Source organism: Arthrobacter sp. UCD-GKA, from assembly GCF_001863355.1.
Lineage (GTDB): Bacteria > Actinomycetota > Actinomycetes > Actinomycetales > Micrococcaceae > Paeniglutamicibacter.
Window position 1 is genome coordinate 46,431 of the sequence record NZ_MOLR01000015.1, and the last position, 24,585, is coordinate 71,015.

Annotated in this window: 25 protein-coding genes; 17 read left to right on the top strand and 8 right to left on the bottom strand. The window is 66.1% G+C overall.

From position 1 onward, the window contains the following. Both BLJ79_RS19975 and ilvD read right to left on the bottom strand, forming a co-directional pair. The gene (locus BLJ79_RS19975; protein WP_071216541.1) at positions 1-1,878 is read right to left on the bottom strand and encodes an acetolactate synthase large subunit; all 1,878 of its coding nucleotides are present in this window, start codon (positions 1,876-1,878) and stop codon (positions 1-3) included. 282 nt (positions 1,879-2,160) lie between these two features. Then, entirely contained in the window at positions 2,161-3,864 is a 1,704-nt protein-coding gene (gene ilvD / locus BLJ79_RS19980; protein WP_071216542.1) for a dihydroxy-acid dehydratase, read from the bottom strand. Positions 3,865-3,982: 118 nt separating this feature from the next. Between ilvD and BLJ79_RS19985 the strand changes: the two genes are divergently transcribed. From BLJ79_RS19985 to BLJ79_RS20000, 4 genes are all read left to right on the top strand, one after another. Beyond that, a complete protein-coding gene (locus BLJ79_RS19985; protein ID WP_071216543.1) occupies positions 3,983-4,447 on the top strand; it encodes a hypothetical protein in 465 nt (154 codons plus the stop codon). Between the two features lie 350 nt (positions 4,448-4,797). Next, positions 4,798-5,136 carry a LapA family protein gene (locus BLJ79_RS19990; protein WP_083411502.1) on the top strand — a complete coding sequence of 113 codons (339 nt, stop codon included), beginning with the start codon at positions 4,798-4,800 and terminating at the stop codon, positions 5,134-5,136. A gap of 62 nt (positions 5,137-5,198) precedes the next feature. Beyond that, entirely contained in the window at positions 5,199-5,624 is a 426-nt protein-coding gene (locus tag BLJ79_RS19995) for a hypothetical protein (RefSeq protein ID WP_071216544.1), read from the top strand. A gap of 103 nt (positions 5,625-5,727) precedes the next feature. Beyond that, positions 5,728-6,000: a hypothetical protein gene (locus BLJ79_RS20000; RefSeq protein ID WP_071216545.1), complete on the top strand. Its 273-nt coding sequence runs from the start codon at positions 5,728-5,730 to the stop codon at positions 5,998-6,000. A 328-nt stretch (positions 6,001-6,328) separates the two neighbouring features. Here the strand turns inward: BLJ79_RS20000 and BLJ79_RS20005 are convergent, their stop codons facing one another. From BLJ79_RS20005 to BLJ79_RS20020, 4 genes are all read right to left on the bottom strand, one after another. After that, positions 6,329-6,547, bottom strand: coding sequence for a hypervirulence associated TUDOR domain-containing protein (locus tag BLJ79_RS20005; RefSeq protein ID WP_071216546.1), 219 nt, complete (start codon positions 6,545-6,547; stop codon positions 6,329-6,331). Positions 6,548-6,610: 63 nt separating this feature from the next. Further along, positions 6,611-6,973 (bottom strand): hypothetical protein, encoded by a 363-nt coding sequence (locus BLJ79_RS20010; protein ID WP_139194989.1) that lies wholly within the window; start codon positions 6,971-6,973, stop codon positions 6,611-6,613. A 69-nt stretch (positions 6,974-7,042) separates the two neighbouring features. Then, positions 7,043-7,306, bottom strand: a complete 264-nt coding sequence (locus tag BLJ79_RS20015; RefSeq protein WP_071216548.1) for a hypothetical protein — start codon at positions 7,304-7,306, stop codon at positions 7,043-7,045. Between the two features lie 17 nt (positions 7,307-7,323). Next, the gene (locus tag BLJ79_RS20020; protein WP_071216549.1) at positions 7,324-7,962 is read right to left on the bottom strand and encodes a cysteine hydrolase family protein; all 639 of its coding nucleotides are present in this window, start codon (positions 7,960-7,962) and stop codon (positions 7,324-7,326) included. A 457-nt stretch (positions 7,963-8,419) separates the two neighbouring features. On the opposite strand from BLJ79_RS20020, the gene BLJ79_RS20025 reads away from it, so the two are divergent. The 10 genes from BLJ79_RS20025 (at position 8,420) to BLJ79_RS20070 (ending at position 17,447) form a co-directional block, all read left to right on the top strand. Beyond that, positions 8,420-8,680 carry a GlsB/YeaQ/YmgE family stress response membrane protein gene (locus BLJ79_RS20025; RefSeq protein ID WP_071216551.1) on the top strand — a complete coding sequence of 87 codons (261 nt, stop codon included), beginning with the start codon at positions 8,420-8,422 and terminating at the stop codon, positions 8,678-8,680. Positions 8,681-8,995: 315 nt separating this feature from the next. Next, positions 8,996-9,673, top strand: coding sequence for a DUF6766 family protein (locus BLJ79_RS20030; RefSeq protein ID WP_071216553.1), 678 nt, complete (start codon positions 8,996-8,998; stop codon positions 9,671-9,673). Between the two features lie 6 nt (positions 9,674-9,679). Next, on the top strand, positions 9,680-10,747 hold the full coding sequence (locus tag BLJ79_RS20035) for an acyl-CoA dehydrogenase family protein (RefSeq protein WP_071216554.1): 1,068 nt from the start codon (positions 9,680-9,682) through the stop codon (positions 10,745-10,747). Then, positions 10,741-12,114 carry a bifunctional PIG-L family deacetylase/class I SAM-dependent methyltransferase gene (locus tag BLJ79_RS20040; protein WP_071216555.1) on the top strand — a complete coding sequence of 458 codons (1,374 nt, stop codon included), beginning with the start codon at positions 10,741-10,743 and terminating at the stop codon, positions 12,112-12,114. The genes BLJ79_RS20035 and BLJ79_RS20040 overlap by 7 nt, the downstream gene beginning before the upstream one ends. Next, positions 12,107-12,862: a glycosyltransferase family 2 protein gene (locus BLJ79_RS20045; protein WP_071216556.1), complete on the top strand. Its 756-nt coding sequence runs from the start codon at positions 12,107-12,109 to the stop codon at positions 12,860-12,862. The genes BLJ79_RS20040 and BLJ79_RS20045 overlap by 8 nt, the downstream gene beginning before the upstream one ends. Before the next feature lie 133 nt (positions 12,863-12,995). After that, positions 12,996-13,355, top strand: coding sequence for a lipopolysaccharide assembly protein LapA domain-containing protein (locus BLJ79_RS20050; RefSeq protein ID WP_071216558.1), 360 nt, complete (start codon positions 12,996-12,998; stop codon positions 13,353-13,355). Between the two features lie 23 nt (positions 13,356-13,378). Continuing rightward, complete coding sequence (locus tag BLJ79_RS20055; RefSeq protein ID WP_071216559.1) at positions 13,379-13,807, top strand: hypothetical protein; 429 nt, start codon at positions 13,379-13,381, stop codon at positions 13,805-13,807. Between the two features lie 325 nt (positions 13,808-14,132). After that, positions 14,133-15,593 carry an ABC transporter substrate-binding protein gene (locus BLJ79_RS20060; RefSeq protein ID WP_083411503.1) on the top strand — a complete coding sequence of 487 codons (1,461 nt, stop codon included), beginning with the start codon at positions 14,133-14,135 and terminating at the stop codon, positions 15,591-15,593. An 11-nt stretch (positions 15,594-15,604) separates the two neighbouring features. After that, positions 15,605-16,534 (top strand): carbohydrate ABC transporter permease, encoded by a 930-nt coding sequence (locus BLJ79_RS20065; RefSeq protein WP_083411504.1) that lies wholly within the window; start codon positions 15,605-15,607, stop codon positions 16,532-16,534. After that, positions 16,527-17,447, top strand: coding sequence for a carbohydrate ABC transporter permease (locus BLJ79_RS20070; RefSeq protein ID WP_083411505.1), 921 nt, complete (start codon positions 16,527-16,529; stop codon positions 17,445-17,447). The genes BLJ79_RS20065 and BLJ79_RS20070 overlap by 8 nt, the downstream gene beginning before the upstream one ends. Before the next feature lie 215 nt (positions 17,448-17,662). On the opposite strand, the gene BLJ79_RS20075 is transcribed toward BLJ79_RS20070, so the two are convergent. Further along, a complete protein-coding gene (locus tag BLJ79_RS20075; protein WP_071216560.1) occupies positions 17,663-18,307 on the bottom strand; it encodes a carbonic anhydrase in 645 nt (214 codons plus the stop codon). 541 nt (positions 18,308-18,848) lie between these two features. Between BLJ79_RS20075 and BLJ79_RS20080 the strand changes: the two genes are divergently transcribed. Together BLJ79_RS20080 and BLJ79_RS20085 are read left to right on the top strand one after the other, a co-directional pair. Further along, complete coding sequence (locus BLJ79_RS20080) at positions 18,849-19,973, top strand: glutamate--cysteine ligase (protein ID WP_071216562.1); 1,125 nt, start codon at positions 18,849-18,851, stop codon at positions 19,971-19,973. Positions 19,974-20,177: 204 nt separating this feature from the next. Next, a complete protein-coding gene (locus BLJ79_RS20085; protein WP_071216563.1) occupies positions 20,178-20,480 on the top strand; it encodes a DUF4193 family protein in 303 nt (100 codons plus the stop codon). Between the two features lie 585 nt (positions 20,481-21,065). Here the strand turns inward: BLJ79_RS20085 and BLJ79_RS20090 are convergent. Next, positions 21,066-23,579 carry an ATP-dependent DNA ligase gene (locus BLJ79_RS20090; protein WP_071216564.1) on the bottom strand — a complete coding sequence of 838 codons (2,514 nt, stop codon included), beginning with the start codon at positions 23,577-23,579 and terminating at the stop codon, positions 21,066-21,068. A gap of 404 nt (positions 23,580-23,983) precedes the next feature. On the opposite strand from BLJ79_RS20090, the gene BLJ79_RS20095 reads away from it, so the two are divergent. Further along, positions 23,984-24,400: a CBS domain-containing protein gene (locus BLJ79_RS20095; RefSeq protein ID WP_071216565.1), complete on the top strand. Its 417-nt coding sequence runs from the start codon at positions 23,984-23,986 to the stop codon at positions 24,398-24,400. Positions 24,401-24,585 lie beyond the last annotated feature (185 nt).

Consider the following 24,585-nt stretch of genomic DNA (forward strand, 5'->3'; position numbering starts at 1 on the left):
CTAGTCCTCTTCTTCCCACTCGGGCGTCATGCCGCGAGCAATCTGGATCAGGTCGTTGCTCACGCCGGTGGGGACCATCGGCCAGACCATCGAGTCGCGGGAAACCACGAAGTCGATGACGACCGGGCGGTCGTTGATGGCCAGGGCCTGCTGGATGGTCGCGTCGATGTCCTCGTCGCGTTCGCAGCGCAGGCCAACACAACCATAGGCGTCGGCGAGCTTCACGAAGTCCGGGACGCGCGCGGTGCCGGCCCCGGTGTTCAGGTCGGTGTTGGAGTAGCGCGAGTCGTAGAACAGGGTCTGCCACTGGCGGACCATGCCCAGCGAGGAGTTGTTGATGATCGCGACCTTGATCGGGATGTTGTTGATCACGCAGGTGGCCAGTTCCTGGTTGGTCATCTGGAAGCAGCCGTCGCCGTCGATGGCCCAGACCACGCGGTCGGGGTTGCCGACCTTCGCGCCCATGGCCGCCGGCACCGAGTAGCCCATGGTGCCCAGTCCCCCGGAGTTCAGCCAGGAGGCGGGGCGCTCGTACTTGATGAACTGCGCGGCCCACATCTGGTGCTGGCCCACGCCCGCGACGTACACGGCGTCGGGGCCGGTGAGCTCGCCGATCCGCTGGATCACGTGCTGCGGGGCGGAGAGGCCGTCCTGGGTCGGGGTGAACCCGATCGGGTAGGTCTCGCGCAGCCGGCCGATGGTGTTCCACCAGGCCGACAGGTCCGGGGCGCCGCCCTCGGTGAAGCGGGTGCGGCAGGCCTCGGTGAGCTCCGGGATGATTTCCTTGACCGAACCGACGATCGGGATGTCCGCGGTGCGGTTCTTGGAGATTTCCGCCGGGTCGATGTCCGCGTGGATGACCTTCGCGTTGGGCGCGAAGGTGTGCAGCACGCCGGTGACCCGGTCGTCGAAGCGGGCGCCGAGGGTGATCAGCAAATCCGACTGCTGCAGCGCGGTGACCGCGGAGACCGAGCCGTGCATGCCGGGCATGCCCACGTGCAGTTCGTGGCTGTCCGGGAACGCGCCGCGGGCCTGCAGGGTGGTGACCACCGGGGCGCCGACCAGCTCGGCGAATTCCTTCAGCTCGGCCGCGGCGTGCGCCTTGATGACGCCGCCGCCGACGTAGAAGACCGGGCGGGAGGAGGCGGCGATCAGCTTGGCCGCCTCGCGGACCTGCTTGTTGTGCCCGCGCACCACGGTCTTGTAGCCGGGCAAATCGATCTTCGGTGGCCAGGAGAACGTCATCTTGGACTGCTGGGCGTCCTTGGTGATGTCCACCAGCACCGGGCCGGGACGGCCCGTGGAGGCGATATGGAATGCCGAGGCGAGGGTCCTGGGGATGTCCTCGGCCTTGGTGACCAGGAAGGAGTGCTTGGTGATGGGCATGGTGATGCCCACGATGTCCGCCTCCTGGAAGGCGTCCGAGCCGATGAAGGCGCTGTGCACCTGGCCGGTGATGGCAACCATGGGGACCGAGTCCATGTGCGCGTCGGCAATGGAGGTGACCAGGTTGGTGGCGCCCGGTCCGGAGGTGGCGATGCAGACGCCGACCTCGCCGGTGACCATGGCGTAGCCCTGGGCCGCGTGGCCCGAGCCCTGTTCGTGGCGGACCAGGATGTGGTTGATCTTGGTCGAGTCCATGAGCGAGTCGTAGGTGGGCATGATGGCCCCGCCCGGCAACCCGAAGACGTCCTTGACGCCCAATTCTTCCAGTGAGCGCACAATGGCTTGTGAGCCAAGCATCTCGGTGGGAGCAATGATGTTGTTCGGGCCCTGGACCAGGCTCGATGCTTCCACGACGGAAGAGACAGCGGCATCCTTGCTACGGTTGGCGGGCTTGGCCGGCAGCGAGGGGCTGGCGGTGGTTCCGTTACTCATGGGGATATATCCTTCTCTATCTCTTCTAACCCTGCACATAAAAAAACCCCAAAGGCACCTTGCGGCGAATGGGGTTTGCGCGTCACCGAAGCCCTCCAGGTTGTGGAGGGACCCAAGCTCAGCGCTTGATAACTAGTAGTACGGTGCGGTTGTGCATGCATCCAGTTTGGTCGCCGCCGCATCCGGAGTCAAACACCAACACCCCTAATCTCACTATTTGAGACTGGTGTCCGATGGGTGGACGCCTTGTCGGCGTCCACCCATCGTTCCAAGGCTTATTTCCTAGCCACAGTATGCTCCGGTCGAGGCGGACTTGACCAGCTTGGCGTACTTGGCCAGCACGCCGGTGGTGAACTTGGCCGGCAACGGCTCCCAGCCCACCTTGCGCGCCTCGAGCTCCGCTTCCTCGACCAGGAGGTCGAAGGAGCGGGCGGCAATGTCCACGCGGATCTTGTCGCCGTCCTTGACGAACGCGATCGGTCCGCCGTCGACGGCCTCGGGGGCCACGTGGCCGATGCACAGGCCGGTGGTGCCTCCGGAGAAGCGCCCGTCGGTGAGCAGCAGCACGTCCTTGCCCAGGCCCGCGCCCTTGATGGCGCCGGTGATGGCGAGCATCTCGCGCATGCCCGGGCCGCCCTTGGGGCCCTCGTAGCGAATGACCACCACGTCGCCGGCCTGGATCTCCCCGGCATCGAGTGCCGCCAGGGCACCCTGCTCGCGGTCGAAGACCCGGGCGGTTCCCTCGAAGACGTCGGCGTCGAAGCCTGCGGACTTCACGACGGCACCCTCGGGTGCCATCGTGCCGTGCAGCACGGTGATGCCGCCGGTCTTGTGGATCGGGTTGTCCAGCGCGCGCAGGATCTTGCCGTCGATGTCCGGCGGGTTGATCTCCGCGAGGTTCTCGGCAACGGTCTTGCCGGTGACGGTCAGGCAGTCCCCGTGCAGCAGGCCGGCATCCAGCAGGGCCTTCATGATGACCGGCACGCCGCCGATCTTGTCCACGTCGGTCATGACGTAGCGGCCAAAGGGCTTCAGGTCCCCCAGGTGCGGGATCTTGTCGCCGATCCGGTTGAAGTCCGCAAGGGTCAGGTCGACCTCGGCCTCGCGGGCGATGGCCAGCAGGTGCAGCACCGCGTTGGTGGAACCGCCGAAGGCCATGGTCACGGCAATGGCGTTCTCGAAGGCCTTCTTGGTCATGATGTCGCGGGCCGTGATGCCCTCGCGCAACAGGTTCACCACTGCCTCGCCGGAGGCGCGGGCAAACATGTCGCGGCGGCGGTCGGCCGAGGGCGGGGCGGCGGAGCCGGGCAGGGACATGCCGAGGGCCTCGCCGATGCAGGCCATGGTGTTGGCGGTGTACATGCCGCCGCAGGCGCCCTCGCCGGGGCAGATGGCCTTTTCGATGCGGGTGAGGTCTTCTTCGCTCATCTTGCCGGCGGCGCAGGCGCCCACGGCCTCGAAGGCGTCGATCAGGGTGACTTCCTTTTCGCTGCCGTCTTCCAGCTTGACCCAGCCGGGCATGATGGAGCCCGCATAGAGGAACACCGAGGCCAAGTCCAGGCGGGCGGCGGCCATCAGCATGCCGGGCAGGGACTTGTCGCAACCGGCCAGCAGCACCGAGCCGTCGATGCGCTCGGCCTGCATGACGACCTCGACGGAGTCGGCGATGACCTCGCGGGAGACCAGCGAGAAGTGCATGCCCTCGTGGCCCATCGAGATGCCGTCGGAGACGGAGATGGTGCCGAATTGCATGGGGAAGCCGCCACCGGCGTGGACGCCTTCCTTGGCGCCCTGGGCCAGGCGGTTAAGCGAGAGGTTGCAGGGGGTGATTTCGTTCCACGAACTCGCGACTCCGATCTGCGGCTTGGCGAAGTCGTCATCGCCCATGCCCACCGCACGCAGCATGCCACGGGCCGGGGCCGCGTGTATGCCGTCCGTGACGACCCTGCTGCGGGGCTTGATATCTGGGGTTGTGTCCTGGCTCATGCCCTTGATTCTAGGGCTGGCAGGCACCGAGACCGAACCCGTGACGGCAACCCGACATATTTCGCCCCGCGAATACGAGACATGTGTTCGAAACATCCGATTGGCTAGAGTGGGTGGCATGGAGACACTCAACGTTGAATCCAGTGACGATGTCCTCAAGCAACTTTTGCACGAGGCCTTCGATGCTCAAATCCCCAACTTCGGCAGCTACAACCTGGTGGCGGCGGCGGGCACTTCCGGCTCCGCGGGACTCAAGGTGATCGGCTTCCGCCGGGAGCCCGCCGAACTCATCTTGTGCCCGCTGAATCCCAGGAACCTGCGGCCCTCCGAGCGCGCGGTGTCGGTGAACAACACCAATGTCTCCCACGTGGCACTGGTGCGCGACGGCGGCTACGAGGTGGGCACCAGCACCGGCCGGGTCTATCGCTTCAATGTCCCGGCCCGGTTGTCGCTGAACATCCCGGGTGCCGAGGGTGCCGCGGCCTGCGGCCTGCTGGGCCAGGACGACGACGCGGCCGACTTCGCCGACTTCATGAACGGCTTCATGGACCGCCTTGACCCCACGGTCGAAGCCCAGGAGTAGTTTCGAACATCCGGCGAACCATTGATCGATGCCTTGGCCTCCGCGATTGCGGAAGCCAGGGCATTTGTTTTCCCTGCCGACACCCGCTTGCCGAGCCTTCGCCGGGCACCTGCGCCGTCAAACCACCCTCTCGATCCCGCGCGGGCGCCGTCCACGACCACGCCTGGCGCACCCTCGAAAAGGCGCAGCCGGCAACTTTCCTCGCCCGCCTCGCCAGCGGCCGCAGTGCATTGGTGTGCCCTTGTTTCGTCCGCCCCGGAAGCATAGGTTTGTTCCATAGATCTTTGTTCCCACCAGGTTTTGCACCACCCGATCGTGGCGGAAAAACCGCAAGAGAAACGGGGAAGAACATGGGCGAAGAACCATTGGAGCCCGAGGCCTCCACCGGGCCCGCCCCCTCCCCCGCCCCTGTAGCTCCTGCAGGCGGAACACGCGCAGCGGTCATTTGGACATCCACGGTGGTCGCCGTCTTGGTGCTGATTCTTTTGATAATTTTCATGGTGCAGAACCAGGATCGAGTCACCGTCTATTTCCTGGGATTCCAGGGCCAGTTGGCACTCGGCGTTGCCATGCTCATTGCCGCTGTCGGCGGTGCCTTGGTGGTCGCGATCGTCGGTGCGGTGCGCATCATCCAGTTGCGGTCCCGCGCCCGCACTGCCAACAAGGCCCGTGCCAAGAACGGCCGCTAGAGCCTGGACCGACAGCCCGTCCCCGAGAACCAAGGCAACCTGCCGCAAGGAAAGGAATTGACGTGACCGACCTCGAAAAGCAAATGAAATCCATCCAGAACCACTTGGCGCTCTGGGCGCAAAAGGCGAAGAAGGACTACCCGGAACAGCTGGAGCATTCGGTGCGCAGCGCCGTGGACCGGCTGGATCCCGCCGCGCTCGCCCACGCCTCGGAGGAGGTGATTGCCACAGTGACAGGCAACCGAAAGACGGCCCGCCGCGCCCGCAAGGTGATCGAGAGGTCGCTGGTCAATGCCAAGCGCAAGGCCGGAACCCGGCATCGGGCGAAGGTCAAGGCCTTGGCATGCCTGGGCATCCTCGCCGCCATCGGCATCCTTGTTGCGGTGGCGGTACGACGGGCATCGCACGGAAGCGAGCCGGTGGCTTACCGGGGACCGCGGCCGACACCGTCCGAGGAAGCCACGGCCGATCCCGACTTCAATATTTAGAGGAGGTTGGTGTTTTTCGTCTGATGGCGTGGCCGTGTCCGGGCCGGCGTGCCTGATTTGGGAAATTTGGCGTCGGAAGATTCCCCTGGCCCAGGAGTGAGCGATGGCGTTGGGCCTGACGCAGGGGCAGGGCGACTTGCTGCGCACCACGGCCTCGTTCTGCGAGGAACGCGTCGCGAAGGACCGCGTCACCTTTGACACCCGCTGGATGTACGCCGCCGGTGGCCTGTCCTTCGACTACCCGGGATTCGTGCATACGGTGCTGGTGGACATGCGGTCCCGGCTGGCTGCGTCCCAGTTCCCGGACCGGATCTTCGAGGTCACCCTGGAGGCGGCGAAGTCCGCCGGGCCGGCGGGCCGCAAACGCGTCCTGTGATTCGACGCCCTTGCATAACGTGGTTGCCACGATAGACACCGTGACGCTGCTGCGCTCGGGGATCCGGGGCCTGTTGTGTGTCGCCGACAAGGAGTTGGAAGCCGGGCTGCGGGCCGTGCCGGATCGGGATGATGAGTTCTCGAACGCCGGGAAGCCTGTCTGCGCGTGGGATGACGCCGAGGCCCGCAGGGAGCTGGTGGATGTGGACGAATACCGCGCCACCGGCCCCGCCAGTGCCCTGCCACGGGCCGGCAGCACGTGTCCTCCCCGAAAACGGGGCTCCTCGGCCGGAGCTGCTTCCCTTGGCCGGGTGCGCTTCACCGGGGCATCAATCCGAAGCGATCTTCCGCAGGGCCTGCCCCTTGTGCATCGCCACGTGGTCGGTCTTGTCGGATTGAATCTCGTATTGGGGATCCGCCTCGCTGCACCGATGCCAATGTCCCTTGTATTCGACGTCCTGGGTGTGGATCTTTCTGATCGTCCCCCGGACGCGCCCGGCCTCGGAATTCCAGCTCACGTGGTCGCCCACGCGGAATTTCGCGCCCATGCGTTCTCTCCTTCGGGTTGCTGCGAGGCCGGACGCAAGGCTGTGCCCAGGCCGTTCACGCGGTTAGGTCCCCTCGTCCTCCGGGTAATCCTCCGGCAATGGGCGCCCCAGGGCATCAAGGCCCCCGGCTTCCTGGCCGGCCACGTCCGTGGGTTCGTCCACACGGGCGCCGGCTGCGCTTTCCAGGTCCGCCTGCGCCGTGGAACGGTCCTCCTCGCTCACCGGCAATTCTTCTACGGCCCGGGCTTCATGTCCCGCGGGCTCGTCGACTTCGCGCTGTTCGTTGTGCAGCGGATCCATGCTCCGAAGGGTCCGCGGATCGTCGGAGGAGCCCTCCTCCACCGGCTGCCCGTCCCTGCCGTCCAACGGGTTTCCTTCGGAATCGGGATCGGTGCGTGGTTCGTGTTCGGGTGTGTTCATTGACATGGCGTTTTCCTTCCGTGGGTGCGATGGGTGTGCGGAGCGGGCTTCGCCGCTGCGGGAGGGATCCGGCTATCAGCCAGACCCGCTATTGGTCCCGCCGCGCGGAAAGTCCAGCATGCCCGGCCCCTTCAGGGCCCGGTACAGCCCGTAGCCGGCCATGCCCAGCCCGATGAACACGCCGACCCACATGGGCGTGGCGTAGCCCTCGCCCGGATCGCGGCCAATCCAGATGAACAGTCCGAAGACAATCATTAGAATGAGGCCGGTGACCATCAGCACCGCGCCGCGGCGCCTGAAGAATGGCCTGGTGCCCGTGTTTGCGGATTCATTCTCCATCACTTGCTCCGATCTATTCAGTGGATGTGTTCCCCGGCCTTGCCACCGCCGGAGGGCGCAGCTTCTTCCGCCGGGGGCTGTGCCGGGCCCCCGGACGCGAGGGCGCGGGTTGTGACAACTTTCTGCCGGTATTCGGACTGCAGCAGCCCCAGCGTTGCGCTGGCGAAGTCCGGGTCCGCCGAGGCTATTGCATCGGAAACCAGCCATGCGCGCAGGTCCGCGGCGTAGGCATCTGCGGCGGTCGAGGCAATGCAGGTGTGGGTGGCGACACCGGCAATGACCACCTCTTCGACTCCCAGGTCCGCCAGCAGCCCGACGAGGCCGGTGTCCCAAAAGGCGCTGTCGCGCCGCTTGATGATCTCCACCGCTCCGGAAACGTCCAGCTCGGCCAGGTTCCGGGCCTGCTCGCTGCCCTCAAACAGGAAACCTTGGTCGTCATCGAGCATGTTCAACGTCCACGTGGACTTGTCCCTCCTGTGCTCGGTCCGGATGTTCAGGATCGGCATGCCCCTGGAACGGGCAAGTGCCGTCAGGACGTTGCAATGGCGCAACAGGGGCCCGCGGTGCACGGCGAGTGCAGGGTCCTCGAAGAAGGCGTTCTGCATGTCCACGACCAAGAGGGCCACATGCTCGGAAAGCTGTGGGACATCCGGCATTGACTCCTCCGATCCTTGCTGGCGCGGGACCCGGACCATGCGGGTCTTTCTCCACCCTAGGCGGGCCACCGCGAGGGCGCAACGATTCGACAGCACGCCGCCGGCCCCCGGCCGACAGTGCAGCCCTCCCYTGGTCCGCCGACTCCGCGTGGCGGCGGAAACCTTCCTCCGCGGCCGCTTGCAACGGGGGCATTTCCATGGGCCTTGTCAGCGTCCTCCGGCTCTTGGCACCTTCGAGGCACGCGCGGCGGCTGGTCCCCGAAGGGCGCCCCAGCGCGGGCCTTCGGGTGGTGTTCCACCGCGGGTCGAGCGGTGATGAATGGGCTTGGCATTGTGGAATGCCAAATACCAACATTGCAAAGAGGCTACCCATCAGTACTTTTTTCAATGTAGGGTCGAAACGTGCATCGCCACAAATGATGCTGAAACTGAACCTTCATCCGAACGGAGAATAGTTATGGGTTTCATTGGTTGGATAGTTCTTGGACTGATTGCCGGCGCTATTGCAAAGGCCATCAAACCAGGCGAACAGGGTGGCGGCTGGATTGCCACCCTGTTGCTCGGAATCGTCGGCGCCGTTCTCGGCGGATGGATCGGATCGGCAATCTTTGGTGTCGGAATCAATGAGTTCTGGGACCTGTCAACATGGTTGCTGGCCATCGGCGGAGCGTTGATCGTTCTCGTTATTTGGGGGCTTTTGACGCGCAAGCGGGCCTGATCGCTGCACAAATGGGGGTGCCCCGGCTTCGGCCGGGGCACCCCTTTTCCGTCTCCCCTGCCTACACGGGGGTTCGTTGCCGGGCGGGAGACCGCCTCCATGCGCTTTCTCGGCACCCCGCCGTCCCTTGGCTGGCGCCGGGGCAGAGCCGGCCAAAGTTCCCCTGCCGCCCGTCCCCTGCGCATTTTCCTTTACGCGGGCCGCCACAGGTCATACGCTCGCCTCATGAGAACTCAATTTAGCTTGTGGCTTGGAATGATAGGCGTCGGATTGTTATTCATGGTCATCATCGGCTTCTCCGGGAGGTGAACGGCAATGCGCAAAGCACTACGATCCCAAATGCTCAGTATCACTTTCGCGATCCTTTTCCTCGGTGCCCTGGTGGGACAGTCCTTCGCGGGACTTGGGGTGTACAACGAGAACCAGATCGCCCACGGGTCTTCCCCGGCGGGATACTGGGAATTCGTGACCTCGAGCAACTTCGTCGTCGACGTCGCCGAAAACTGGCAGTCCGAGTACCTGCAGTTCTTCCTGTTCATCCTCGCCACCATTTGGCTGATCCAGCGCGGGTCCCCGGAGTCCAAAATGCCCGGCGACGAGGGCGTGGGCACCGACGAAAGCCAACTGGTCGGTCGATTCGCCAAACCGAACTCGCCGAAATGGGCCAAGGTCGGCGGATGGCGGCTCAAGCTGTATTCCAATTCCTTGTTGCTGGTCATGGGCACGGTGTTCCTTGCGTCCTGGTGGCTGCAGTCGGTTGCCGGCACCGTGGTCTACAACGCGGACCAGCTCGACCACGGACAGCCGCCCGTCGAGTGGATCCAGTACGTTTTCAGCGCGGACTTCTGGGACCGCACGCTCCAGAACTGGCAGTCCGAGTTCCTGGCGGTCGGCAGCATGGTCGCCCTGTCCATCTACCTGCGGCAACGCGGCTCCGCGGAATCCAAGCCCGTCGGAACCCCGCACGCCGAGACCTCCACGGAAGGGGAATAGGAAGCAATGGCCGATGTGCGGCACGTGAACTTCTCCCCCGCAGCGAAACCCACGGTCGGGTCTTCATCCCACCTGGGTTGGGACGTGGAAACGCAATTGCTCATGGCCTCGCGCCGTTGCCAAGGGGATCCTGCACCGATCCTTGCGGCCCTGGCCGACTCCCGGCAGGCACCGCCGACCCCGGGATCGGGCCGGACCACCGCCCTGTGGGAATTCCTCGCCACGCTCGCCGGCGCGGACCTTGCCGCAGCCAGGACCGTGGAACCGCACCTGGATGCCGCCGCCATCCTGTCGCAGGCCGGCATCGGCTGGCAACCGGGAACCACCTGGGGTGTGTTTGCCGCCGAGGGCGGCCCGAACAAACCCGCCACCGCACGGCAAAAAGCACCCGGGGCCGCGTGGACACTCGATGGCCGCAAGCCCTGGTGTTCCCTGGCCGGAACCCTCGACCACGCGGTGGTGACGGCCCACGTCGACGGCGGACGACGGGCCTTCGCCGTGGACCTGCGCCAAGCGGGGGTCACCGCGCATGCGGGTTCCTGGGAGAGCCACGGGCTGGGCAGGATTCCCAGCGAGCCGGTGGATTTCTCGGGTGCCCGGGCCCACCCGGTGGGCGCCACCAACTGGTACCTCGACCGGCCCGGATTCGCGGTCGGCGGCGCGGGCGTAGCCGCCTGCTGGTTCGGCGGCGCCGTGGGCATCTACCGCACCCTCTTTCGCTCCGCGCAGGGGCGTGAACCGGACCAGCTGGCCCGTGCATGGCTGGGCGAGGCGGACCGGCTCCTGGCCGCCGGCGCGGCCCTGCTGCGCGAAGCCGCGCGGGATGCCGATGACGGCACCCTGACGTGGGAAACCGCCCAACGCGTCCGGGGCCACATCGCCGAAACCTGCGAACGCCTGCTGGTGCTGGCCGGCCGAGCCCTGGGCCCGGCCCCGCTCGGCTTCGACCGGGACCATGCGCGCAGGGTCGCGGACCTTGGCATCTACATCAGGCAACACCACTCTTCCCGCGACGATGCGGCGTTGGGCGGACTGCTGCTCGAAGACGCGAACGGAGGCACTGGCCGATGGTGAACTTCAGCCACACCGATCCGGGCACCCCGGAGGCAATGTGGGTCGAAGCAGGCGTGGGCGAACTGCCGCCCCTTCCGGCGGAGGCCGAGCCTGGACGCGCACCCATGGTGCTCATCCTCTCGGCGCACCCCGACGACGAAACGCTGGGAGCGGGGGGCCTGATCCGCCTGGCACTGGCCGCCGGTGCCCGGGTGCACGTCATCGTGGCGACCGCAGGCGAGGCCTCGCATCCGGGATCCCCGGGCCATCCCCCGGAGCGGCTGGCCCGCATCCGGGCCGCCGAACTCGAAGAGGCACTCGCGTCGCTGGGCCCGGCCGGCGACGCGGGCGCGGCCGCCACCTTCGAGTTGCTCGGGCTGCCGGACGGCGCGCTGGCCAAGGACATCCCGGCGGTGGAGGCAGCAGTGCGGGCCGCCGGCCCGGGGCCGGGCGCGATCCTGGTGGCGCCCTACCGCCACGACGGCCACGGGGACCACGATGCACTCGGGTCCCTGGCCGCGCGGCTGGCCCAGGAACTCGGGCTGGGACTGCTCGAATACCCGATCTGGTTCTGGCACTGGGCACGGCCCGACGGCAATCCGGCCTGGACCCGCTGGCATTCCCTGGCCCTGGATCCGCAGACCGCGGCGGCCAAGGCCGCAGCGATGGAATCCCACCGCTCGCAGGTCGCCCCGCTCTCTGCCGCGCCGCAGGACGCGGCCCTGCTGCATGGCCCCTTCCTGCGGCATTTCACCCGCCCCGCCGAAACCTACCGGTACACGCCGGCGGGGCTGCGGGACTCCGGAACGGCGGTTCAGGTCTTTGACGCGCTCTACACCCGGCGCCCCGATCCGTGGCACTACCTGGGCAGCGAGTACGAGGAACGCAAGCGTGCCATCACCCTGGCGTCCTTGCCGCGCCGGCGGTACGGAACGGTGCTGGAACTGGGTTGTTCCATCGGGGTGCTGACCCGCGAGCTGGCACCGCGGGCCCGGTCGCTGCTGGCGTTGGACGCCAGCGAGGTGGCCCTGCGGGACGCCGCGCAGCGTGTGGCGGACCAGCCCCACGTTTCCCTGCTCCGGGCGGTGCTGCCGCACCAGTGGCCCGCGATCGGACCGGCCTCCCAGGACCTCGTGGTGGTCTCGGAGATCGGGTACTTCCTGGCCGCCGACGAATTGGACCAGTTGCTGCTGCGCTGCCGCCAGTCCATGTCCCCCGGCGGGCAGCTGCTGCTGTGCCACTGGTTGCATCCGGTGGAGGGATGGCCCCTGGATGGCGACGGGGTGCATGCCGCCGCCCGGGACCTGGGCCTGGAACCCAAGCTGCTGCATCGCGAAACCGACTTCATTTTGGAAGTCCTCGAAAGGCCCGGCGACGGCGATGAGTGACGTGATCCGGAGGCTGGCCATCGTCGTGCCGGTGCGCAACGAGGAGGCGTTGCTCGGCGGCTGCCTGCGGCACCTGCAGGCAGCCATGAACCAGGTGGGCGACGCACGTCCCGGCCTCCGGGTGGGGCTCACGCTGGTCCTGGACGGCTGCCGCGATGGCTCGGGGGCAATCGCCGAGGCCGCCGTTGCCCGGGATCGCCGCGTCGAGGTGCTTGCCGTGGATTGTGGTTCCGTGGGAGCCACCCGGGCCGCCGGCGTGGCGCAGGCATTGGGCGGACCATCCGCGGCGGGCCGCAGCGGGCTCGCGCATACCTGGATCGCCTGCACGGACGCAGATACCCGGGTGCCGCGGCATTGGCTGACCGGGCAGCTGGAATTGGCCGAATCCGGCGTCGACGTGGTCACCGGGACGGTGGAACCGGACCGGGCGGAACTGGGGGAACACCTCTTTGGATTGTGGCAGCAGTCCCATGTCCGGACCGAAGGCCACGGGCACGTCCACGGGGCGAACCTCGGGGTCCGGGCCTCGGCCTACGTGTCTGTCGGCGGCTTCGATCCGGTGCCGGTGCACGAAGACGCATTGTTGGTCCACAAGCTGCGCGCCAGCGGTGCGCGGATCCGGGCCACCGCCCGGCTGCACGCCGTCACCTCCGGGCGCCTGCGGGGCCGGCTGGAGGCCGGTTTTGCCGATTACCTGCGGGCACTGGACCCCGGAGTCCTGTCGCACGTCGGCAGGCCCGGCCCCTGAGCCGCACGGGTGCAGAGCCTTGCCCCACGTGGTCGAAGCGCATAGGTTGGCAACACCGGACGGAACGTCCCGGTCCAGCGCCTGGGACCGCCCCTGTGGCGGTTTCCCCGCGACACGAAATTGGAGGTGTCCCATGGTCGAACAACCCACGTCCACGCCGGAACCCGACCCGGTGCCCCGGCCGCCTGCCCGCACCCCGCCAGCCAAGGATCCCAAGGACGCCAAGGCCAGCACGCGGGCCGCGGTCGTGTGGGCCTTCACCATCGTCGGCATCGCGGTGCTGATCCTCTTGGTGATCTTCATGATGCAAAACCAGGCGCAGGCCACCATCTACTTCCTCGGATTCCAGGGGCAGATGGCCTTGGGCATCTCGATGCTGCTGGCCGCCGTGGGAGGCGCCGTGGTCGTGGCCATCGTCGCCGCGGTGCGCATCATCCAGCTGCGCAGCCGTGCCGGGGCCGCCTCCCGGCGCCTGGAACGGCACGCAAAATAGCCAAACCGAAGAGAAAGGGGCCCATGATGCATGAGCTCGACAAACAGATGAAGACCGTCCGGGCCCAGCTGGGGCAATGGGCCAAGAAGGCAAAGCAGGAATATCCGGCGCATTTGGAGGACTCGGTGCGCCACGCGGTGGACAAACTCGACCCCGCGGGACTGGCCCGTGCCTCCGAGGAAGTGGTCGCCACCGTCACCGGAAACCGCAAGGCCGCCCGGCGCGCCCGCAAGTCCGTGGAGCAGGCCCTGGTCACGGCACAGCGCAGGATCGGGACCAAGCGGGCCCGCGGATCGGGCACGCTTGCAGTCCTGGGCATCGTGGCCCTGATCGGCCTGGCGGCGGCGGTGGTGCTCCGCAAGGCTGTCGGACCGCACGGCCGGAACCCCGGCCCGGCCGGCCCGAACCCCGCCTCCCACACCCGGCCCGTGGATCCCGACCTGGGCACCTGATCCGGCTCGTATTTCCCGGGGCCCCGGGTCCATCGTTCCCGCCGCGGGAACGATGGACCCGGGGCCCCTTGTCGTTGGGCCAGCGCCAAGGCTTGGCCCTGCCTTCTGGCCCCCCGGGCACCTCCACCCCGGCCACGGGACCGTGTTCGGTCCGTGCCAGGCTGCCCCCTGCGGCACGAGGTGCAAAACCATGGACAGCCTCGGTGGCCCGTCTTAGCGTTGGGTTCATGCACCAATCGCTTCGGCCATCGAAGCAATTCATAGCGGACCTCAGGGCCGGCCAGCCGGCGCTGCACCCGCACCGGACCGGCAATGAGGAGGAACCATGTACTTCAAGGATTCGTGCCCCCCGTCCCTCGCGCCAGGGCTGGCCCGCCGCAGCAGGACTGCCGTGGCGGTGGCCGCAGCCGGCTCGATGCTTCTGGTCGGCTGTGCCACCGGCACCCAGCCCAACGTCACGCCGCAGGGTCCGGATCCGTTCCCGGCCGGCGCCGAGCTCAGCGGGGTGCTCAACATCATGGGCTACAACGCCGACGCCGACGAAGTCGCCCGCACCCGTGCGGACCTCGCGGGCAAGGCCATCGCCCCGGCGACCGTCAAGGCCGTGGAGGGCGAGCTGGATGTCCAGCAATTCCTCTCGGCGGTGGCGGCAGGGGATGCCCCGGATTTGATCTATGCCAACCGCGACCAGCTGGGCACCTTCGCCGCCCGCAAGGCCATCATGCCGATCGACACCTGCATCACCGGGGAGGCGATCTCCCTCAACGACTTCCGCAAGCCCGCCCTCGACCAGGTCACCTTCGGCGGACACATCTACGGCATCCCGGAGTTCAACCAGGTCCAGATCGTCATGGCCAACCGCACGCTGTTGGAAAAAGCGGGACTGGACACCACCGATGTGGACGGATCGGACTGGAGCAAGGTCACCGAGGCCAACAAGAAGCTGGCGCAGCAGAAGGGATCCAAGCCCTCGGTCATCGGCTTCGACTCGAAGCTGCCCGAGTTCCTGCCGCTGTGGGCCAAGGCCAACGGTGCGGACATGATCTCCGCCGACGGAAAGAAAGCCCAGCTCGACGACCCGAAGGTCGTGGCGGCCCTGGAATTCGGCGTCGGCATCTACACCGACCAGGGAGGCTTCGGCTCGGTGAAGGCATTCCGCGATTCGGCCGACTTCTTCGGCAAGGGCAACCAGTTCGCCACCGGGGTGCTGGGGGCCATGCCCATGGAACAGTGGTACGTCAACATCCTCAACGACGTCTCTGCCCAGGCCCCCATGGCCTTTGACACCTTCAAGACCACCTCCGGGCAACCCTTGAGCTTCGGCTCGGGATCCGCCTGGGCGATTCCGGCGGCCGGAAAGAATCCGCAGGCCGCCTGCCGCTACATCAAGACCATCTCCGAGACCGCCTCGTGGATGGCCGCAGCCGAGGCCCGGGCCACGGCGCGCCAGAAGGAAAAGAAGCCGTTCACCGGCCTGTTCACCGCCAACCAGAATGCCGATGAACAAATCAAGGCCAAGTACGTCGACTCCTCCACCGCCCTGGAAAGCCCGTGGAAGGAAGCGGTGCAGGCCTCCTACGAGGCCAACGAAGCGTCGTTCTCATTGCCGGCCAACCCGGCGGACGCCCAGTTCAAGCAGGCCTGGCTGGACGGGGTCAACCGCGTGCTCAACTCCAAGGCCTCCCCGGCCGAATCCATGGCCACTGCCCAGAAGGAGGCCCAGGCGGCCCTGGACAAGGCGTGGTCAACGCTGGAAAAGGCCGACGCCGACGGCAGCGCCGGATAGCGGGGCAGTCGGTGGACACCGCAAGAACCTATAGGCTGCGCAAGCGCAACCGGCGCCAGACCCGGAATGCGCTGCTGTTCATCTCCCCGTGGATCCTCGGCTTCCTGGTCTTCACGCTGTGGCCGATCCTCTACAGCGGGTACCTCTCGCTGACCGACTACGACGTGCTCAACGACCCGAACTTCGTGGGACTGGAAAACTACCGCCAGCTCGGGGAGGACCCCCGGGTGCTGCTCTCGTTGCGCAACACGATGTTCTATGCGGCATTGTCGGTGCCGCTGCACATCGGCATCGCGCTGCTGCTGGCCATGCTGCTGATGCGGGCCAGGCGTGCCACCGGCTTCTTTCGCACCGTGTTCTATTTGCCCAACATGACGCCCCCGGTGGCCGTGGGCATCTTGTTGCTGCTGCTTTTCAACGGGCACAACGGGCTGGTCAATGCGGTGCTGGGCTTCGTCGGTATCCCGGGGCCGGATTGGACCACCGACAGCACCTGGATCAAGCCTGGGCTTGTGCTGATGAGCCTGTGGACCCTGGGCGGGTCCACCATCATCCTGCTGGCGGCGTTGAACAACGTGCCCCGGGACCTCTACGACGCGGCCTTGGTGGACGGTGCCGGTCCGTTGCGCCGCTTCACGTCCGTGACCGTGCCGATGATCTCGGGCACGTTGTTCTTCCTGGTCATTGTCAACACCATTGCGGCACTGCAGTCTTTCACCGAGGCCTACACCGCGTACTTCGGGGCAGGAAACGGGACCTACAGCAACGATGCCGCTCTGTTCTACGTCATCTACCTCTTCCGGCAGGCGTTCGAATACCTGAACATGGGCTTCGCCTCGGCCATGGCTTGGCTGCTCTTCGCCATCATCATGGTCATCACCGCGATCCAGTACGTCGTGGGACGCAAGCTGGTTTTCTACGAAGGAGAAGACGGTGGCTAGCACCCCGATCCTGAAGCCAGTCCCTGCCGTCGAGCCGGACCCCGGGCCGGTTCCCGTCCCGGAGTTGAGCAGGACGCGGCCCAAGAGACGCTCGCCGCTCAAACTCCTGCTGTGGCTTGCGCTCCTGGCGGCCACGGCGGTATTCGTCTACCCGCTGGTCTGGCTTGTTTCGGCATCGTTCAAGCCGCAGTCCGAGGTCTTCGACAACCGGCTGTTCCCGCAAACCCCCACCTTGGCAAACTATGTGGAAATCTGGAACGCGGCGCCGTTGGCGCTGTGGATGGGCAACACCGTGCTGGTCACCGTGCTGGCGGCCGTGGCGGTGACGCTGAGCAGCTCCATGGTGGCTTGGGGTTTTGCCTACTACCGCTTCCGCGGCCGCAATGCGCTGTTCTTCCTGGTGCTGGCCACGATGATGTTGCCCGGGGCCGTCACGTTGATCCCCACGTTCCTGATCTGGAACGCGTTGGGGCAGGTAGGCACGCTCACCCCGCTGTGGGCCGGGAACTTGTTCGGCTCGGCCTTCTACATCTTCCTGCTGCGCCAGTTCTTCCTCGGGGTGCCCCGACAGATCTTCGAGGCGGCCCGCACCGACGGCGCCAACGACTGGCAGCTCTTCCGCCATTTTGCCCTGCCGCTGTGCAAGCCGGCCCTGATCGTCACCCTGCTCTTTGAGGCCCAGGCGGCGTGGACGGACCTGATGCGTCCGCTGATCTACCTGCGGGATTCGAGCACGTTCACGGTCCCCCGCGGGCTCAAGGCCATGGTGGACCAGTTCGGCTTCGCCGGCAACTGGCACTGGGAATTGATTGTCACGGCCAGCGTGATCACCACGTTGCCGATGATCGTGATGTTCTTCATCGGCCAGCGGCACTTCATAGAGGGTGTAGCCACCACCGGCCTCAAGGGCTGAACGGGGTTTCCAGCGGCAACGCGATCCACACGGCTGCCGATACCTGGTCGAAGAGGCACCGAAAATGCATCAACACCAGCTTCCGCTACGGACGGGTGCCGCCCCGACCGGACAGCACCCTCGACTGACATCTGGCACCTTCACGGTGGTGTGGCTGCGGATGCATGGCGGCGGTCCGAGGTGCCGCCGCCATGCCGGCTGGCGCTGCGGCCGGCTCAGGCAGCGATGGGGCCGCTGTCGTATACGAGTTCCGCGCGGCCGTCGTTGAGGTGGTACGTCAGCCCCACGACAGCCGTTTTTCCGCTGGACACGCCGGCGGCGATGATCGGGGATTCTTCCAGCAGGCGGGCGGCTGTCTGCTTCACGTGCTCGGTCACCATGGAATCGATGTCACTGGCGCTGTCCTCCCGCAAGGCCGCGAGCACGGACGGGGTGATGAGTTCAACGATGCCCCGGACATGCCCGGCCGGCATGCTGCCCGTCTCCACGGCCGCCTGGGTGGCGGTGACGGCACCGCAGCTGTCATGGCCCAACACCACAATGAGCGGCACCTTCAGGTACTCCTCACCGAACTCGATCGATCCCAAGGCCGTGTTGTCAATGACGTGGCCAGCGGTGCGGACCACAAAGGCGTCGCCCAGACCCATGTCAAAGATGATCTCCGCGGCCAGACGGGAATCTGAGCAACCAAAGATCGTCACGAACGGATGCTGCCCGCTCGTCAGGGAAGTACGACGGACCGCATCTTGGTTGGGATGGGAAGCGATGTTCTCAACAAACCGCTTGTTTCCCTCCATCAGGGTGGTCCATGCCAAGGCCGGGGTGTTCGGATGGGACGTGTCGTTTTCTTTGTCTGCCATAGGGTGTTCCTTTCGTAGCAAGTTGGCGGCGTGACCAGTAGTCATGAGCACCACGCCGGCGCCACCGGGGGTGCCCCGCATGTCCCGGCAGATGGCCGCTGGGCCGACGCCGAAACCCGTCGATGTTAAGTGACTCCTCAATMAGGTTTATCACGCCATGCACCACCCTGGACTGTTCCCCGAACGCTGGACGCGCAATTTACCTTGCCTGTGTTGGACCATCATGTTCCGGTGCTTGGCGCCAACCGCCGTGCGGGTAGTCTCCAAGGCGGTGGACCAGTCCGGACGCAGTTGGAGGTCGCTCCCCGGCAACCGTCCACACGGAAGGGGCATCTAGTCGGTGGTTTCGCCTGGTGTCATCCGACGACCGTTACGGGACCTGTCGGCATCGTTGGGCACACTCCCAAGTCCCGTGTTCGTCTTTCCTGGTCTCGGTCCGTCCATCTCGAGATGGTGAGACGCCGAGACCAATTCACCGATTCATCCCTCCGCCCTATGCGAAACTGTTTTCATCGCGGCCGCGTTCGGGAAAACTAGGGCCATGCGCAACTTCGGGGTCGMGGAAGAGCTGCTGCTCATCGATGCCGCCACCGGGATGCTTGCCCCGACGGCGGCAGACGTGCTGCGTTCCTCCGGCACCTCCACCCATTTCGGGGGCCATGACGCCCAAKACGTCGATGCCGCCTCGCTGGCCCACGAACTGAAGCAGGAACAGGTTGAATTGGTCTCCGCTCCCTTCGGCGATCTGTCGGCATTGTTGGCAGCCATGGTGAAGGGACGGCAGGAAGCCGACCGTTTGGCGGGCTTGTCCGGGTGCCGTGCCGTGGCGCTGGGAACATACCCGATGCGGGCAGCCTCCAGCCTGGTGCCGTTGCCCCGTTATCTCGCCATGGAAGGAAAGTTCGGCATCACCCTCAAGGAGCAACTCACCTGCGGGTTCCATGTCCACGTCTCGGTGATGTCGGACGAGGAATCCGTGGCGGTGCTTGACCGGATCCGCGTGTGGCTTCCCCTGCTCTTGGCGTTGAGCAGCAACTCGCCTTATTGGCAGGGGGCGGACAGCGGATATGCAAGCTTCAGGTACCAGGCCTGGCGGCGCTGGCCGACGGCCGGCCCCACGGACATTTTTGGTTCGGCGGATGCATATCGGCACATCGTTGGAATCCTCCTCCAATGCGACGTGATGCTCGACGAGGGCATGGTCTACTTCGATGCCCGGCTCTCTTCCCGGCACCCGACCGTTGAAGTCCGCATCGCGGATGTCTGCCTCGAGGCCGGCGACGGGGCTGCCATCGCCGCCCTGGTCCGGGCCTTGGTGGAAAGCGCCAGCAGGGAATGGCAGAGCGGCAAACCTCCGCTGCCCTGCCCCACCGAGGTGCTGCGGCTGGCCTCCTGGAGGGCGAGCCGCCTCGGTCTGCAGGGATCGCTGCTCCACCCGCTCGAAAATCGCCTCTGCCCCGTGGATGCAGCCCTTGCGGCCTTGTTGAGCCACACACGCCCGGTCCTGGAGGAATATGGCGACCTCCGCTACGTCCTGGAAGCGATCCAGAGGATCAAGCGCACCGGAACGGGTGCCGATCGCCAACGAAGGGCCTTCCAAGCCAATGAAAACCTTCGGGACACCGTCTTCGATGCCGCCGAACGGACACAGACACTCATTTCCTGAGGTCCGGCAAGACATGCCGTGCTCCGTCGGCAAGGGGATCCCCGTGCACAACGTCATGCCTGCCGCAGTTGAGCGGACAATCATTGCCGCAGAAGCCGTTTCAGGACGGCGCGATGCAGTGGCCTGGTCCGGTACCCGTGCTTGTTCCACCGTCCGGCGGCGTCTGGCATTTCGGCCAACCCGGAAAAGCGAAGAGGATCGATCATGAGCCAGGACTACGACGAAAGCCGCCCCGATGTGGCCGAGGCGTCCGAGCGCACCTTGAAAGCCGTCAGGCAAATGGATGCGCCCGATGCCAAGAGGGTCCAGGCCGAGTTGGAGGAAGCGGACCTTTCCGAAGGAACTGAGCCCCCGGGCGCAATCGTGCTCGACGAGCTCGTGGTGGAGGTCGTTCCCCAGGCCTCGGATGAGTTCGTGTGCGGGGAATGTTTTGCCGTTCGACACCGAAGCCAGGTTGCCAAGGTCGTGGACGGCGTGATGATCTGCCGGGATTGTGCGGAGCTCTAGGAACCCCTGGTTCGCAGCGACGAACCGACCAGCGCCGCCGGGCTGCTGCGGCACCACGGATTCTTCGTGCCCATCCAAGCCCGGGCGAACACGCATGGGTTCCGCGCGGGAGGCCGCATGACGGACGCGAACCCCAAGAACCTGCAGGGTTCCTCCGGCCCGACGCCCGGGCTCGACGACGTGACCGAACCGGAAGGAGCCGCGTCGCCCGAAAACAGTTCTAGGCCACACCCATCGCACCGCTGAGTCTGCCGTGTCCCGGGCCAACTCGGGACGGACGAACACACGTCGGAGCCAATCGCCGTTGTTTGCAGGAGCGATGAGTCTTCAGCGCGCCCGTGGCGGCCGTCGCCGCGACGCTGGTCGGTTCACCGGTTGGTTGCGGCTCAGTACCTCCATCGTTCCTGGCGGGTTCAAGGCCATGGTCAAACCAATACGGCTCTGCGGGAAACCCGCACCGGGACCTCGTCGTCGCGGCCAGTACGCCCGCCGTCCTGCCCGAGGCCACGAAAGTTCTTCCTGGGCCAGTCCTACTTCATCGAGGACACTGCCGCAACCAATTTCAAGGGCTCCGCAGCCACCGGTTCAAGCTTCCCATCGCACCGCTGCTGGTTCCTTGTCCATGCGCCACCCGCGCCACACCGGGTGGCGCAACCTCTTGTCCCGGGTGCGTTCGGTGTACCGGACCTCGCCGACCAACTTGGGTGAGACCCAGATGGCATCGGCGCGGTCGATGCCGGGCACATCCTTGGCAGCAGGGGTGTTGCGCCGGTGTGGCTCGAGTTCACTACGGATTCGACGCAGTTCGTCGGCGGAAAACCCGGTTCCCACTCGCCCGGCATAGTGCAACGCACCATCTTCATTCACCGCCAGCAGCAACGAGCCAAGGGTGTCGCTGCGTGCGCCGTTGCCCTGCCGCCAGCCAATGACCACCACCTCCTGGTGCAGTTCGTTCTTGAACTTGACCCAGCTTTTGCTGCGCTTGCCCGGGCGGTAGGTCGAGGACGCTTGCTTGGCCACCACGCCTTCCAGGCCCAACTCGGCACTGGATTCCATTGCCTCTTCCAACGTTCCATCGTGGACAGGGGGTACATGGATGTGTTTGCCTTCGGCGACCTGTTCGGCCAGCCGTCGCCGCCGCTCGACGTAGGGCTGGGACATCAAATCCTCCACCGTGCCTGGGCGGTCCCCGGCCTTGCCCCGCTTCCCATCCATGGCCGGCAGCCGAAGCGCGTCGAACAGCATCAGGTGCACCTCGGCCATGGGTGCCTTGGCACCTCCACCGTTCTTCTTTCCGGCTTCGCTCCTGGTCTGCAGCAGGCCGAAATCCGGTCGGCCGTTGCTGTCCAATGCCACGATCTCCCCGTCCAGGACCGCACCCTCCGGAGCCCGGTCGGCAAGCTCCTGCAGCTCCGGGTACTGGGCGGTCAGATCGTTGCCGTTTCGGCTGTGCAAAGTGGCCTGCCGGTCCGCGACGCCGGCCACGGTCCGGTACCCGTCCCACTTCATTTCGTAGGCCCAGGCCTCGTCTTCATCGAGCTCACCGGGTTTTCCGGCGGTGGCCAACATGGCGCGCGGCAGGTCCTGTTTCGCGCGCTCCGGGGACTGCGAGGAAGATTTGGCTGCGCTGGGCGATTTCTCGGCGTGCCTGGTCGTTCCACGGCCTGCATCTGCGTCGTGGCCGGTGCCGTTCTCGCGGGGTTGCTCCTTCATGAGTTGCAGCAGCCAGTTCTTCTCGTTGCCCATGCGCGGGGCATGGATCAGCGCATAGCGTCGGGCCACTCCGCCGAGCCCTCCGTCCGGTCTCCCCCGCAGCTCGGCGATGACCTCTGCGCCCTCGTTCCACTTCTCGATCCGGCAGGAACCGCTGTCCCAGATCTCCACGGTCCCGGCACCGTATTGGCCAGCGGGGATCGTCCCCTCGAATTCTCCGTAGTCCAGCGGGTGGTCTTCGGTCATCACCGCCAGGCGGCTGACACCGCTCTGAAGGGGCGGGCCCTTGGGTACCGCCCAGGAAACCAGGACGCCGTCGTGCTCCAGCCGGAAGTCCCAGTGCAGGGCCCGGGCGTGGTGTTCCTGGATCACAAAGCCCACCTCGCCCCCGGAAGCACGCGCCGATGCGGCCGGTTCGGGAATTGGTTCCGGAGTGGATGCCGCGTCCCGCTTGGACCGGTAGGTCTCCAGCCGATCGGATGTCGGGGGCACCGCCCGGCCCAGCGTCGAAATCGGATCGAGTCCCGCTTCCACGCGTTCGAGCACCTCGTGGAAGTCGAGTTGGCGAAGGCCCGGCTCCCCGATCTCCGCCCAGGTGCGTGGTGCGGCAACCATTGGCCGCGTTCGTCCGCGCAGCGAATACGGGCAGATGGTGGTCTTGGCCGCGTTGTTTTGGCTCCAGTCAATGAACACCTTGCCCTCGCGCAAGGACTTCTTCATCTCCGCCACGACCAGTTCCGGATGATCCTGCTGGAGGTGTCGAGCCAGCTCGCGGGCAACCTGTGAGATCTGGTCCGAGGTATGGGTTCCATCGAGGCCGGCATACAGGTGGATCCCCTTGGAGCCGGACGTCACGGCATAGGCCTCAAGTCCCATGCCGGAGAGCACCTCGCGGCACAGCAACGCAACAACGGCGCATTGGGCCAGATCGACGCCCGGACCCGGGTCCAGGTCCAGCACCATGCGGTCGGGATTCGCCGGGGCCATCTCCCTGTCGAAACGCCACTGGGGCACATGGATCTCCAGTGCCGCCAGCTGTCCCAGCCACGTGAGCACCGCCGCATCGTCCACCAGCGGATAGATGTTCTCGTGGTCCTTGTGCTTGATGGTTCCCCGCGGGATCCAGTCCGGGGCCGAGTCCTCAAGATCCTTGCGGAAAAACACCTTGCCCGGCTTTTCCTGGGTTCCGACCCCGTTGACCCAGCGTTTGCGGGTCGCCGGCCGCCGGGCCGCCAGGGGAACGAGCGCCGGCGCAACTCGGGCGTAGTAGTCCAGCACCTCACCCTTGGTGGTCCCCGTCTCCGGGTATAGAACCTTGCTGAGATTGCTGACCCGCAGCACCCGTCCTGCAATCGATACCGTTTCCTCGGAATTCCTCGGTGCCATGGGTGCCTCCCTTCGGTTCTCTACCACTGTGCCGCGGCCCGGGGCCGAAGACCAGTGTTTGTCATCCCGGCACCTCATCGTTGGTGGCTCTGCCGCCCGGTTTGGCACCGGGGGTTCCCGGCCGTAGGCGCATCGCCAGCCTGTTCTCGCCGTGGCGTGCAAATCACTGGACAGCGCTGTGGCCCGTCCGTAGCGTGGGAAACGCCGGAGGTTTCCGACCGGACCCGGTCCCCGCAGGAGGAGCAAACCATCCCTCCGGGGCCGGTCCGGGATTCATGCGCTGCATCCGCCCACCGGGCAGGGGGAAGGAAACCCGGCCCGCCCTGCCGGCCGGACCCCCGAAGGCCTGGGGCGAATGCGGACCCGAGGCAGGCAAATCCAATCCAAGCCACGCAGGAGGAACCATGACAACCGCACGCGAAATCATGACCGGCTCGGCCGAATGCATCGGCGAGAATGAAACCCTCGATGAAGCGGCACGAAAGATGCTCCAACTCGACGTCGGATCGCTGCCCATTTGTGGGGAGGACAACCGGCTCAAGGGCGTTGTCTCGGACCGCGACATCGTCACCAAGTGCCTGGCCCAGGGCGGGGACCCGCGGAACACCCGGGCAGGTGAGCTCGGCGAAGGGAAACCTGTCACCATCGGGGCCGACGACAGCGTCGAGGAAGCAATCAGGACCATGCAAGAGCACCAGATTCGCAGGCTGCCCGTGATTGACGGCCACACATTGGTCGGCATGCTCAGCCAAGGGGATATCGCCAAGAACTATCCCGAGGACAGGGTCGGCGACTTGGTCAAGTTCATCTCCTTCGACTAACCCCCGGAGAATCTTCGAAGGGGCGGGACAGGGTACCCACTGCGTGCCTTGTCGCGCCCCTTTCTTGGCTTTTTGCCAAGGCGCTTTGGTTGTCTTCCCCGCGGAAGCCGACTCGGAACAATGAGTCCTTGTCGCCTTCCAGACTTGTCGATACGCTGAAATCGGTTCAGCAGCGGGCCATGGTT